Annotated in this window: 9 protein-coding genes; 3 read left to right on the top strand and 6 right to left on the bottom strand. The window is 47.8% G+C overall.

What is annotated here, in order from left to right; all coding sequences use genetic code 11:
• Nucleotides 1–33: 33 nt before the first annotated feature.
• Nucleotides 34–1,434 (bottom strand): ferric reductase-like transmembrane domain-containing protein, encoded by a 1,401-nt coding sequence (locus ABZA00_RS05880; protein ID WP_372881216.1) that lies wholly within the window; start codon nucleotides 1,432–1,434, stop codon nucleotides 34–36.
• A 250-nt stretch (nucleotides 1,435–1,684) separates the two neighbouring features.
• On the opposite strand from ABZA00_RS05880, the gene ABZA00_RS05875 reads away from it, so the two are divergent.
• Genes ABZA00_RS05875 through ABZA00_RS05865 form a run of 3 tightly spaced genes read left to right on the top strand, consistent with a single transcriptional unit; the run spans nucleotide 1,685 to nucleotide 5,071 of the window.
• Nucleotides 1,685–3,067, top strand: coding sequence for a ferric reductase-like transmembrane domain-containing protein (locus tag ABZA00_RS05875; protein ID WP_372881215.1), 1,383 nt, complete (start codon nucleotides 1,685–1,687; stop codon nucleotides 3,065–3,067).
• 25 nt (nucleotides 3,068–3,092) lie between these two features.
• Nucleotides 3,093–3,308 (top strand): ferredoxin family protein, encoded by a 216-nt coding sequence (locus ABZA00_RS05870; protein WP_372881214.1) that lies wholly within the window; start codon nucleotides 3,093–3,095, stop codon nucleotides 3,306–3,308.
• A gap of 5 nt (nucleotides 3,309–3,313) precedes the next feature.
• A complete protein-coding gene (locus ABZA00_RS05865; RefSeq protein ID WP_372881213.1) occupies nucleotides 3,314–5,071 on the top strand; it encodes an FAD-binding protein in 1,758 nt (585 codons plus the stop codon).
• A 189-nt stretch (nucleotides 5,072–5,260) separates the two neighbouring features.
• Here the strand turns inward: ABZA00_RS05865 and ABZA00_RS05860 are convergent, their stop codons facing one another.
• The 5 genes from ABZA00_RS05860 to ABZA00_RS05840 are packed head-to-tail and all read right to left on the bottom strand — an operon-like array spanning nucleotide 5,261 to nucleotide 12,917.
• Entirely contained in the window at nucleotides 5,261–6,526 is a 1,266-nt protein-coding gene (locus tag ABZA00_RS05860; RefSeq protein WP_372881212.1) for a sensor histidine kinase, read from the bottom strand.
• Nucleotides 6,527–6,533: 7 nt separating this feature from the next.
• Complete coding sequence (locus ABZA00_RS05855; RefSeq protein WP_372881211.1) at nucleotides 6,534–7,205, bottom strand: response regulator transcription factor; 672 nt, start codon at nucleotides 7,203–7,205, stop codon at nucleotides 6,534–6,536.
• The gene (locus tag ABZA00_RS05850) at nucleotides 7,199–10,354 is read right to left on the bottom strand and encodes an efflux RND transporter permease subunit (protein WP_372881210.1); all 3,156 of its coding nucleotides are present in this window, start codon (nucleotides 10,352–10,354) and stop codon (nucleotides 7,199–7,201) included. The genes ABZA00_RS05855 and ABZA00_RS05850 overlap by 7 nt, the downstream gene beginning before the upstream one ends.
• Nucleotides 10,355–10,359: 5 nt before the next feature.
• Nucleotides 10,360–11,553 carry an efflux RND transporter periplasmic adaptor subunit gene (locus tag ABZA00_RS05845; RefSeq protein ID WP_372881209.1) on the bottom strand — a complete coding sequence of 398 codons (1,194 nt, stop codon included), beginning with the start codon at nucleotides 11,551–11,553 and terminating at the stop codon, nucleotides 10,360–10,362.
• Nucleotides 11,550–12,917, bottom strand: a complete 1,368-nt coding sequence (locus ABZA00_RS05840) for a TolC family protein (RefSeq protein ID WP_372881208.1) — start codon at nucleotides 12,915–12,917, stop codon at nucleotides 11,550–11,552. Before ABZA00_RS05840 ends, ABZA00_RS05845 begins: the two co-directional genes overlap by 4 nt.
• Between the last annotated feature and the right edge of the window lie 337 nt (nucleotides 12,918–13,254).

Here is a 13,254-nt window from a genome sequence, read left to right as displayed (position 1 = left end):
GCGCCAATCAAAGATTGGCGTAGTTGTTATCGCTTAGCGCATCTCAAATAACTCATTATGGAAGTTATTAGCTTTTAACCCCAACCGGGCAAAACTATTCTGCAGATTCTTTGCAAAATTGCTCGGACCGCAAAACCAGATATCTGACTTCTCCCAGCGGCTTACCCTGTCGCAAATATGCTGCGCAGTTAAAAAACCATCCACATTCGTATCGATGACATGTAACTTTATATTCGCCTGCTTAGCGAGTGTTTTAATATGCTCAATAAACTCACTGTCAGGGCATTGGGTACAATAAAACAGATCCACTTCTTTTGACCGCGGGTTTTCAGCCAGGCTCTGCAGTTGAGCGGTAAATGCAGCAATGCCTATCCCCCCCGCCACCCAAATCTGACGCTCAGTTGTCGATTTGAAGTTGAAATATCCGTAAGGGCCTTCCACTATTACGTCATCATTGATCTTTAAATTATGATTAAGGTTATTTGTAAAATCACCGATCCCTTTAACCTGAAAACGGATACGTCCGCTGTTATTATTAACCGAAGCGATAGTAAAAGGATGCGCTTCCTCACCTTTGAACTGCACAAAAGCAAACTGCCCGGGATTATGTCCCTGCCAGGCTTGTTGAGTATTAATGGTAATATCTAAAACCCGGTTATTTTCATATAAATGAAATGCTTCTATTTTTCCCCGCACCTTATTTTTACTGCCTATTCTGCCCGCAAGACTGTAAATCGCGGCCCAGGAGCCGACTGCAATCAACCCAGCCACAACCCAGCCGATAGGCACTTGCCAGTAAGCAAAATCGATTAATATAATGCTGTGGAAGACGAGCAATAAATACACCACCGACATAATTTTATGTGTATTTAAAAAGCTGGAATAACGGATGGTTTTTAGCAATGCGATAATAATCAGTGCCACCAGCAAATAAAATCCCCACTCACCTACTGATTCAGCAAAATGGCGCAGGCTGGTAAACATGCCTTCAATGGTTGTTAAATCCGCTGTACCTCTGCCTGCACCGTCACCCAGTCCGGCTCCTGCACCATTTCCAGGCCCATTACCAAGACCGCTGCCAATTGCATTGCCACTTCTGCCTGGTTTTTCCAATAGACCGAGAGAGACCATATATTTGCTGCCCTTGGCCCAAAACCAATGGATGGTGGCCACGACTAAGCAACAAATACCCAGCCATTTATGTAACCGGTATGACTTGTCTAACCCTCTGGTAAATCTTTCAACAGGGCGCAATCGTAATGCCAGGATCATGGCGATACTCATTGCCGAAATAGCTAAAATACCGCTGTACTGCACGACAAAGCTTCTAATAGAAAAATAAGACCAAGTGAGCTTATCGAAGTTTTCAGCTGAAAACCACAGCAGAGTCAGCAGAGTAAAAGTAACCGGAATAATTAAATTAATACGTTTCATTAACTTTCCTTAAAAACTAAACAACCTTGTTTTGGGTAAGTGTATTTGTAGCTTTAATTATAGATAATTGAACAACACTTTTTATGGAGAAAATGTGGAAAAATTAAGGAGGTTAAAGGCATTGTAAATTTGCTCAAAATATCAGAGTGAAGCAGAAAATGCCGATTTACAGTCATTAACCCTCTCTTAACCCCGCCCCTGTTATTGTTGTGGTTAATTTCTTATTACTGCAATCGCCCTGGAGTTAAAGATGACTACTCAGACAGTAAGCACTTCCAAACAAAAAGCTAAATTACGCTTTCTGTTAGGAAAAAAACCTAAACTATCCCTTGGCTATCTCATTTTATTATTCATTCCCTTTTGTGCTGCACAAATGTTAGATATGGATTCTAAAACTGTTTACGCCACAATATTAACCGTTGTTAATATGCTTGCCATGATGGCTTTTTTTATTCAGTTTCCACTTGCCAGCCGGCTTAAACAACTTTCTTTATTTTCGAATATTGACTGGAGTATTGCCCGCCATAAAAAAATTGGCAAATGGTTAGGTATTGTCTTCCTTGTTCACCCTGTTCTTATTCTTGCTCCGCGCTTTTTGGTCTCTTTTGCTGATGGCATGACCAGCTTAATTGATGTGATTACCGCACCGCAGATGCTGACCGGCATTATTGCATGGGTGGCAATGATCCTCTGGGTAATGCTTTCTATCTATAAAGACAAGCTTCCAATCAGTTATGAGACCTGGCGTTTAGGGCATCTGCTGGGGTTTGTCGCTATTGCCGTTTTTGCCACGTTACATGTCACCTCGGTCGGCAGTCACGGACAATTTCAATCAAACTTCAACTTGCTTTGGTGGGCGCTGTGTTCCTTTTCTCTGGCAATGGTTGCCTACAATTATCTGGTTAAACCAACCCGACTCAAGCGCCAGCCTTTTACCCTTAACGATGTCACGCGTGTCAGCAGCAGTGATTGGCAAGTCACGGTAGAAAAGCAGATAGGCGATTCCTTCTATTTTGAACCAGGACAATTTATCTGGCTGAATACCAGCAAGTCACTCCATGGTGTCAGTGAACACCCGTTTTCCATTGCATCCTGCAGAGATGACCTGCCGCAAGTTTCATTTATTATCAGAGAGCTTGGTGATTACACCTCAAGTCTTGGTGACTTAATCCCCGGACAACAGGTTTATATTGACGGGCCTTACGGCAGTATGAGCCTCAATGACAGTAATAAAGCAACTGGCATCACATTGATTGCCGGCGGCGCCGGACTCGGCCCGATGCTAAGTCTGTTACGCGGCCTGGCCGCAAAAAATGAAACCCGCCCGGTGCGCTTTATTTATGGCAATAATCGTTTAGATCAAATGGTCTTACTCGATGCTCTAAAGGCTTTCGAGCAGCAGATGGCTGACTTTAAACTGCAGCTCGTGTGTCAGGAAGAAACTGATCAAAATGACATTTACACAGGCGTTATCGATAAACAATGCATCGAAAATAATATCGACCTGAGCCAGTCTGAGCAATGGGCTGTTTATCTATGTGGTCCTAAACCGATGATCGCTGCGGTCAGAAAAAGCCTGCAGGAGCTAAGAATAAATAATTCAAATATTCATTACGAACAATTGTCGTTTTAACAAATTTTTTAGAAGGAACAATACCATGGCCATTCATGAAATTGCCGGCTGTATCGGTTGTAAAGCCTGCGTGGAAAGCTGTCCCACCGATGTGATTCAATTTGATCAGCAGAAAAGCAGAGCATTTATCGCGTATCCGGAAGATTGCCAAATTTGCCATTTATGCCGCTTATATTGCCCGGTCGACGCGATCACTATTAACCCGGAAAAAACCATCCCTGTGATGGTTTCATGGAGATAAAACAGATGACAGAAAAAATGAACCTCTCCCGTCGCCAATTTATCGGGATTGCCGGTGGTATTATCGGTGCATCAGCACTCGCCGGCTCTATGTCTTTAAGCGCAGCACCAAGCGAAAACAAAGCAAAAATTAAAAGTAAAGAGTTTAACGTTGAACATCAGGAAACCGATGTACTGGTTATCGGTGGCGGTTTTGCCGGGCTGTTTGCCGCTGTCAAAGCGCACGATGCCGGTGCTAAAGTGATGATGGTCAGCAAAGGCAGCCTGGGCAGATCCGGGTTAACACCTTTTGCCAAAGGAGTATTCAGCTATGATCCCAATACTGCATCGATGAGCATCGATGAGTTTGTTGCCAAGGTTTCAGAATCGGCCATCGGCACCAATAACCCGGTATTTACCCGTCAATTGGCCGAGCACTCCTATGATCGGGTGCAGGAGCTAAAATCATGGGGATTTTTTGACTCCGCTTTATGCCGCAACAGCTTTATGAAGCCGATAGAAGAGCGCAATATTCCGCTGGTCGAACGGGTTATGGTAACCCATCTGTTAAAAGAAAAAGGCCGGGTTGTCGGAGCTTCCGGTTTCAGTCTGAATGAAAACAAGGTGATCCATTTTAAAGCTAAAACTGTTGTCCTTTGTACCGGTTCCGGTGGTTTTAAACCGAGCGGATTCCCGGTATGCGACCTGACCCATGACGGCACCATTATGGCCTATAAGATTGGTGCTAAGGTCACGGGTAAGGAGTGGAATGACGGTCATCCGGGATCTGCAGTCAACTCAGGTTCCTGCTACGATAACTGGCATGGGCAGATTGAAGAGAAACCCTCGACCACTTCAACACAGGTCAACCACCACCTTGGCGTGGACATGAACTACCAGGCCTATACCACCGGTGCCCCGGTCATTATGGGCCCACCGCAAGGCCAAAAACCGGGAGAAAGCGCAGCACCGGAAAGCTCTGGTGGCCCTTACACCCCACCGGCATTTCGAATGACGGATATGCCGCCACCACCTCAACAGGGAGGTCTATTATCCATATTCAGCAAAAAAGGCCATCAGGGTCCTCCGGGGATGGGCGGCGAGCAGGTAGGCGGTTCGACCGCCGGCATGGCAATCCATAAATCTGAAGGTATTGTGCCGATAGACGAAACCGGATTGAGTACTGTTCCCGGCTTATATGCTGCCGGTGATGCGCTTGGCTCCTATATGTCCGGTGGTATCTACACGCAGATTGGCGGCTCGGCTGCCGGCTCCTGCGTACAAGGCAGCTTTGCAGGTGAAGCCGCGGCTAAAGCCTGTAAAACCGTTAATCTAGTGACAGTAACAGAGCAGAAACTAGCACAGGTTAAGGAAGAGATCTTAGCACCGTTACAACGTGAGCATGGTTATAGCCCGGCGTGGGTAACGCAGGTTTTGCAGGGAATCATGATCCCGAACTTTGTTTTATACATTAAAAAAGAGCGTATGATGCAGGCCGCCCTTGCTTATGTTGAAGAGCTGAAAGAGCATCATGTCCCGATGTTAATGGCCGATGATCTGCACAAGCTGCGTCTTGCCCACGAAACGGAAAATATGATTATCACTGCGGAGATGAAGCTGAAAGCCTCGATTATGCGTACCGAAAGCCGCTGCAGTCATTACCGACTGGACTGTCCGGATATCGATTATGAAAACTGGCAGGCGTGGATCAATATTCATCAGGATGATCAGGGGGAAATGATCTTTGAGAAGCAGCCCTTTGCTGCGTGGCCGGCATTCAGCTGATAGTGCAGCAATAATACAATAAGTAACCTACCTCCGGCAAAACCGGAGGTAATAATTTTAATAGCCCCTTTATTCGCCCTTTCAACTACAAAAAAGTCCCAACTGATCCACTCGAAACTCGAAACTCGAAACTCGAAACTCGTGACACTACACTGCATGTTATGAAATCACGCAAGGCATTAATTTTACTCAGCTAAAAGTAACCTCAACCTTATGCCCCTGCGGCTCTACCTGACTGTGGTATTGCCAGTTGAATTGCCGGATCAGCTTCTCGGTCAGCTTTAACCCCAGCCCAAAACCCAGTTCACTGCTGCTGTTCCCCTCCTCGCCACTGTCGCTATTAACGTTTTGTATACTTACCTGATGCTGATTCTGCACAATGGAGACCAGACCGCTTTGGGTGTGCTGATAGGCGTTACGAATCAGGTTGGTTAAGACAATACGGCAGGCGGTTTCCGGCAACTCAAGCGCACAATCGGAGGTTTTTACCTGCACCTCTACGGATTTTCCCTGCAGTAAATAGTGCAGCTCTTCGGTTAAATTCAACACCAGCTGATTAAGCTGAATTGTCCGCAGTGCCGGTGATATCTGATTATCTCGGCTAAGCCATAACAATGTTTCAGTAAGGTGACTCATGGTAAAACCCGCCCGCTCAATACGTTCAACAACAGCTTTCTGCTTACCGCTCATCTGCTCTCGTTCATTTATCTTGCGCAGCAGTTCCACATTAGTGCGGATCACCGCGATGGGTGTACGTAATTCATGGCTGGCATAACGTAAAAATTCATGCTCGCGATCCAGGCTTTCCTGCACTGTATGTAAACTGCGATGGATAATTTGCGCGAGTGTATTCAACTCCTTATAACCAAAATCCGGCGGTGACTGCTGCAGGTTTTTCTCATTTAACGAACGCGCCCAATGACGCAGCGATTCGACGGGCGCTGCAATAGTCCGCATAATCAATAACAGCAGCAATGAGAAGATGGCAATAGCACCTAACCCGAAAATGGCGATCCAGGCAAAATGGGGAAAACCTTTTTTAGGTAGCTTTGCCGGAAAATTATGGTCAAAAATATTTGCGACATAACGCTTCTCTCCCTTTGCATTGACAACATGCATCACAAAGTAACCGGCTTTAGGCGGCGCAAAAATAAAGGGGTCATCGATTTTCTTTTCCAGCTGAAAAGGCACGCTTGCAGGCACTACAAACATCTGCTGAATTTCCGGGGATAAGTCCTGCCAGCGACTGGAGATTTGAAATCCGATCACCTCTGCGGGATGCCCGTCACTTACTCCTGCTGTTTCCGCCATTCGAACCATCATGCCATGAAGCACCGAATCACGCCCAGCAGTGAAGTAATTCGCAGTGAGCACTGAAAATGCGATCACTATGCAGGAGCCTAATAACAGCATAGCTGCTAGAAAATAGTAGCGGATACTCAGTCTGATCTTCATAAACCCCTCATTCTGCCGCTTTAAGGGCAAATCCGTAACCGGAAATGGTCTGCAGTAATGTAGTGACGTCACCGCCATCCACCTGTTTACGCAGATTATAAATATGCACCTTCAAGCTGTTGCTATCAGGCTGTTCATCTCCCCAGACGCTTTGAATAAGCGTCTCCCTTGATACCGGATTGGGGCTTTCACGCATCAGCACCTCTAATATTTTCAGCGCCATAGGAGAGAGTTTGAGGGGGCGTTTATTACGGTAAGCCTGTTTTTTTTGCAGATCCAACTCAAGATCCAGCAGAGAAAGACGGTTTACCTGACCGCTGCGGCGGCGCGCCAGCGCCTGCACGCGCACAATCAGCTCCTGCATGGCGAAAGGCTTGACCAGATAATCATCGGCTCCTTTGTCAAAGCCGGTAATTTTATCCTGCAGGGTATCCATTGCGGTTAACATCAATACCGGTGTATCTATGCCTTTATTGCGCATGGTTTCACAGACAGTTAAGCCGCTCATTTTAGGCAGATTGAGATCCAGAACAATGGCATGGTAGCTGTTTTTTTCAATCAGGTTGAGCCCGACCAAACCATTGGCTGCATGATCACACTGGATCTCCTCTAATTCCAGATAATCGATAACAGCCGTCGCCAGATCGATATCATCCTCAACTAGCAGTAAATTTAACACTCGGTTAATGCCTCTTTTTGCGGAGTAAACTTATTTATAACGTTAACACAGATCGTACTTATTTCATGGTGAATCAGCAACAGCGACGGAATCAGTACCAGCGTAATCAGGGTGGCAAAGAGTATTCCGTAACCCAGTGATGCAGCAGCCGGAATCAAAAACTGCGCCTGCACCGATGTTTCGCTGAGCAAGGGGACCAATCCGGCAAAAGTAGTGAACGAGGTCAGCAATACCGCCCTTAAGCGCCCAGTGCAGGCTGCAAATATCGCATCTTTAACCGCCATTTTCTTTTCTCTGACCAGTTCGTTAAAACGGGAAACCAGTAACAAACTGTCATTTACCACCACGCCGCTTAGTGCCAGAACACCATTTAAGGAGAGAATACTGATGGTCAGATCGTTAAGCAGATGCCCCAGGATAGCGCCGACAATACCAAAAGGGATCGCCATCATGATCAGCACCGGCTGAACATAAGATCTTAAGGGTATTGCCAGCAGGGCATAGATAGCAATCATTGCCAGCATAAACATACTGCCCATCGAACTGGTTGTTTCCTCCTGACGTGCAGCCTCACCGCCAAAATCGATCTGCAGATTGGAATACTGCGCCATTAAATCAGGTAACAGTTCGCTGCGAATCAGCTGCACTAACTCATTGGATGCGATCACCTCTTTATCGACGCTTGCGGTCACATAGACAGCCCGTAAATTATCGATACGGGTGATCTGTGATGTCTGATATTCGCTATACACCTTGGCAACACTGCTTAAAGGCACTGCGGTTCCATCTGAGGTTCTGATACGCGCCTCCATGATATCAGCCAGTGTCTGGCGCTGCTCTTGCGGATAACGCACTTTAACACTCACTTCATCTTTATCTCTCTGGAAGCTCTGCACCGTTGCACCGCCGAATGAGCGCAAAATCTGCGAGGCCAAACCGGAGGTTTCAATACCCAATGCCCGTCCCTGCTCGGTCAGTTCAAAACGATACTGCGGCTCTCCGGGGCTCATATTATCATCTATCCCGCTGACCCCTTTGATGCTCTGTAGCTTCGCCTTCATCGCTTCACCCGCAGCAAACACGGTTTCGCTGTCCCAGGCTTTTATTTCAGCCTTAAAGTTATCACCCATCGATTTTTTTGCCTGGATATCGAGTTTTTTCACCCCTTCAGGTGTCCCCGCCAGTTTTCGCCACTCTCTGATAAGTTCAGTCGATTGGTAAACACTGTCACTATCCAGTTCAATCGCCAGGTCCCCCCCGCTATCGCTTTCCGCGGTCAGCTGTAAACTGAGGATTTCACTCTCTGTTTCCCCATACTTGCGGATCAGATTGGCATCGGCCTGAAGCGCAGTCTTTTCCAGCCAGAGCAGGCTGCTTTGGGTCTGTCCGAAGCTGGCATCATCATACATGGAGATTTCACCACGTACGGTATCACCGTCAATATCCGGGAAAAACGACACCCGAACCTGACCGGTCAGCGGCATGCCGGCAACCAGTACAAACATTGCAATAAACAGGATCAGTACGGCATAACGGTATTGCAATGCCAGGCTTATCGCCCTGCGATAAATCTTATGGCTGAACCATTGCAGCCCCGCGTCGGCGCCATGCTGAATACGCGACCAGATCCCTTTTCCTGGCTTGCGGTGAGTATTAAGATGGGCAAGGTGACAAGGCAGAATAAGCTTGGATTCAACCACAGAAAGCAGCAGGCAGATCATTACAACTGTCGCAAACTGTGCATAAATTTCGCCCAATCGCCCCTGTATATTGGCAACCGCGACAAAAGCTGCAACTGTGGTCAGTACGCCGAAGATTGTCGGTACCGCGACTTTCAGTGTACCTCGGATGGTATTGCTGACGCTATCACCATCTTCCCGCCGTGTTGAGTAGATACTCTCCCCCACCACGACGGCATCATCAACCACTATCCCTAACGCCATAATAAAACCAAAGGTGGTCATCTCATTGATGGTTAAGCCGGCATAACTGTCGGTCATAAAATAGAGGGTACCGAAAAATACAAAGGGCAAACCGGCTGCAACCCAGAAGGCAACCCTTATATTCAGAAAAAGCGCCAGGATAATGAAAACTAACGCAATACCGGAGAGGGCATTGTTCATCAGCAGGCTCAAACGCTCCTTGATAATGGAGCTTGAATCATACCAGGTGGTCAGTTTGACATTTTCCGGCAGATAATTACTGGCATTCCATGCATCAACCACCTGATTGGCCTGATCGACGATTTTTGTAATGTCTCCATATTCATCCATCACAATCTCAATCGCCATCCCGCTTTGCTGGTTATAGCGTGAGAAAGTAAAAGTATCATCCTCGAATGTTTCCTGAACGTTGGCAATATCACCCAGATAGATATTGGTACCATCAGCCAGGGTCAGCACGCGGATATGGGCAAACTCCTGCTGCTGATAAGCCTGTTGCGCCACTTTCAGACGCACCGCTTTTTCACCATTGCGCAGACTGGTTGTTATTGAACTGGAAGACTCCGCATTAATTGCATCAGAAACATTCGACAAGGTCAGGCCGTACGCCTGCAGCTTCGCTTCATCCAGCTCCACTGCAATCATAGGATCTGCTTTGGCCTTGATCTCCAGATCGCGAATTGCCGGTTTAGTGAGCAGATCTGATTTCAGCTTTTCAGCCAGCTCCTGAAAGGTTGCCCTGTCCGCATCACCGTAGAGCTGCACCCAGATGGCATGATCCTGGCGGGTTGCTTTTTCTATAACCGGGTTGTCCGCCTCTGAAGGGAAATCATTAATCGCATCGACCTTGGTTTTGATATCGCTAAAAAGCGTATCCAGAGGGTAATCATTTACTTTTTCAACGACCACTGTACTGCCGCTGGCATTAGAAGTAGAAGTGATGGTATCGATTCCGGCAACGCTTTCCAGCGCCTCTTCTATCTTTATCGCAATCCCCTCTTCCGCCTGCTGCGGATCACCACTGTCATAACTCAGTGAAATCGTCACCCGGTCAGGAGCCAGGCTGGGAAAGGCTTCTTTGCGCAGCTCATTGAGGGAAAAAATGCCCAGCACGATAATCGTGATTAACAGTAAATTGGCAGCAACGGAGTTGCGCGTAAACCAGCCGATCACCCCTTCATTAAAATCTGATTTTGCATTGTGCATAGTGTTTACCCTTCAACCTTAGGTGCGACAAGCATCCCGACCACATAACTGCTTAACGGCCTTTTGATTATTTTGGCTGAAGTAAGCGCAGCTATTGGCGTAACGTAAACTGAACCGGCCTTTTCAAAGACTTTATTTGCGGCAACTTTATTCAGCTGGTTACCTTCAGTAATGAACCACAGTTCGCCCTGCTGCGAAATCGCAGAAGCAGGTAACTCCCAGGTATTAGTCAGCTGCGCACCTTCAATATGCGCCTGCACAAATGTGCCGGGAAAAAGTCCAATCTCCGGGTCAAAAGGACGATCCACGGCAACAATCAGAGAACGCTGCCGGGATGTGGCATCAAGATGCTGCTCGATCCGCGTCACATACCCTTCCCAGCTGCTGCCGCCATCTTCGCTGTATAAGGTTACCGGCCATTTATCCGCCTCTGTTTGCAGCAGTTCTTTATTGGTGATTTTCGGCAGGTTTGCCCACTGCTTTGCAGATAAGGGGATCTCAATTTCAACGCGATCCGTACTGTACAGCTGGGCCACAGAGCTGCCTGCCTGCAGATAACTTCCCGGCTGAATATTTTGCTCTACAACAAGCGCATCAAAAGGTGCTTTTATCACTGTCTTGTCAAGATCCTGCTGCGCTTTTTTCAGACTGTATTGGGCATTTTCCAGGGCCGCTTTCTGTGCGGCCAATTGCGGCTCATGCAGCACCAGCGGTGAGTCAGGCTCTCCGCTCATACCTGAGTGTTGCCACTCTAAACGCGCCTGATCGGCGGTTCTCTGCTCTTCAAGCAGATCCAGCTTAGCCTGAGCCAAATCAGATTTGGCCTGAGCAACGGCCTGCTGATAGGAGGTATTTTCAAGTTGTGCCAGAATATCGCCTTTTTTAACCAGATTACCCGTTGCAAAATCCGGCATCAATTGCTCAACTTTACCGCTTATTTCCGCAGTAAAGGTCATTGCGTAACGCGGCAGGGCTTCGCCATAACCTTTAACGATTGCCCGGTAGGAGCCGCTATGCACCTCAAGCACCACCACGCTAGGCGCCTGAGAAGTGCGCATTTCAGCCTGTACCTGCTCGGATATTTTCTGTGCGGGCTGGTCATGAGCAGCCTTAATCTGCGCGCTATTATAAGTAACAGCGCCAGCGAGACAGGCTACGGAGACTAATGTGACAAGGATTGGCATTCTTTTAAGTTTCATGACGATACTCCCAGGCCTAGTGCCAGGCCTAAATCAATTCGGTTTATTAATCGGTTATAAGTTGTTTCGGTCAACTGGGACTGCAGATCGAAGGTCTGCTGCTGCACAGATAAAAGATCCAGAATGTCCACCAGCCCCTGGCGGTACTTGGTCTGGTAGTTGGAAAAACTTCGCTGCGCACTGCTCAGTGCATCATCCAGGTGCTGCTCCTGCTTCTCCAGAGAGCGCTCCTGACCGAGATAATTTTCAACTTCATTGACCGCATTTAATAGGGTCTCCTGGTATGCCCAGTAAGTCTGCTCGGTAGTCAATTCCGCTATCTCTATTTGTGAACGTAATTCTCCGCCCTGAAAGATGGGTGCCGTAAGCTGCCCGAGCAGACCCCATGCCGGACTGGTAAACAGCGCGTCAGTTGGTGATGAAGCAAGATCAGTTAACGATGCGGAGAGATCAATCGAAGGCAGCAATGCTTTGTAGGCGACGTCTGTGCGGTACTGCTGGGCCACAATGTTGTAATAGGCGCTCTGCAGATCCGGGCGACGCCCTAAATCCTGCTCGGGTAAACCGGCCAGCGGCTCTAACACATCAGGAAATGAGCTTCCGACCTGCAGCTCTGTCGCCTGCCTGCTTACTCCGACCAGTTGCCACAAGGTGCGCTTGCTTTGTGCTAACTGTTCCCGGTAGTCGGCAAGTGTTGCACGGGTTGATGCGCTGCTGCTGCTCGCCGTATCCAGCTCCTCTAACTCCCCAAGTCCGGAGCGATAGCGCTCGCGAATAATTATTTCGTTATTTTCCAGTACCTGCAGGCGCTGCTCTTCAATGCCGATCAGCTGCTGCTGCAGATTAATTTCCAACCAGGAGCGCATAATGTTCGCCGCCAGCAAATCCCGCGCACCCTGATAGGTTGCTGCTGTGCTGGCGCTGTCCATCTCTAGCGCAGAGATTCCGTCAGCTATTTTATGCCACAAATCCAACTCCCAGCTGACGCTCAACTCTCCTTGGTAGCTGCTGTCACTGTCCTCTTCATTGCTGGCAGTGAAACCTGCGGAAAGCTGGGGGATACGATCACTGGCGGTCACACCACGCTGCGCATAGGCGATCTGCAGTGCCATTGCACTTTGCTGCAGCCCGGGATTCTGCAGCAGCGCCGACTCTATCAGAGAGGTGAGCTGCGGAATCGCCAGCAGGTCGGTTATCTGCTTTACCTGCACGGCATCTGACTGCGTATATTGCCAGTTTTGCTGCTCTGCTTTTGCCGCTTCAGCCGCCTGCTGAAACTGCTTGCCGCTGCCTGAACTGCAGCCGGCAATGCCGAGCAGCGCTAAAGAAATAAGGGTAATTTTGAACTGACCGGAATAAACCATCTGCCTGCCTCCTAGTATAAACCTGACAAGCATAAAGGGGAGTAGGTTAAGGCAGGGTTAACAAAGCTGTGATAGCAAAGGAACAATCAATATTTGTTTATCTTCAGGGGCACATAAAAGCTCAAGCCCCTTATTTCCCCTTCAGCACCTGATGTTAAAACACATCTATGCCGCGCATCTAAAAAGCAGTTGATTAAGCTTGTTGGCCGGGATAAAGCACATTATATTGTGATAACGACTTATTTAGAACGCGTTATGCTTACTCAATTTTAGAAAGGATTGGTTACATGGCAAAAATTATCACATTGACTCTCAACCCGGCACTGGATTGTGCTTC

Origin of the sequence: Psychromonas sp., assembly GCF_041586535.1 — a bacterium.
In the GTDB taxonomy this organism is placed as follows: Bacteria; Pseudomonadota; Gammaproteobacteria; order Enterobacterales; family Psychromonadaceae; genus Psychromonas.
Note: the sequence above shows the minus strand (reverse complement) of the source record. Positions and strands in the feature narration are given on the sequence as shown.

Excerpts from the sequence above, each read along its gene's own strand:
- ABZA00_RS05880 (WP_372881216.1), bottom strand. The coding sequence starts at position 1,434 with ATGAAACGTATTAATTTAATTATTCCGGTTACTTTTACTCTGCTGACT.
- ABZA00_RS05875 (WP_372881215.1), top strand. The coding sequence starts at position 1,685 with ATGACTACTCAGACAGTAAGCACTTCCAAACAAAAAGCTAAATTACGC.
- ABZA00_RS05870 (WP_372881214.1), top strand. The coding sequence starts at position 3,093 with ATGGCCATTCATGAAATTGCCGGCTGTATCGGTTGTAAAGCCTGCGTG.
- ABZA00_RS05865 (WP_372881213.1), top strand. The coding sequence starts at position 3,314 with ATGACAGAAAAAATGAACCTCTCCCGTCGCCAATTTATCGGGATTGCC.
- ABZA00_RS05860 (WP_372881212.1), bottom strand. The coding sequence starts at position 6,526 with ATGAAGATCAGACTGAGTATCCGCTACTATTTTCTAGCAGCTATGCTG.
- ABZA00_RS05850 (WP_372881210.1), bottom strand. The coding sequence starts at position 10,354 with ATGCACAATGCAAAATCAGATTTTAATGAAGGGGTGATCGGCTGGTTT.
- ABZA00_RS05845 (WP_372881209.1), bottom strand. The coding sequence starts at position 11,553 with ATGAAACTTAAAAGAATGCCAATCCTTGTCACATTAGTCTCCGTAGCC.
- ABZA00_RS05840 (WP_372881208.1), bottom strand. The coding sequence starts at position 12,917 with ATGGTTTATTCCGGTCAGTTCAAAATTACCCTTATTTCTTTAGCGCTG.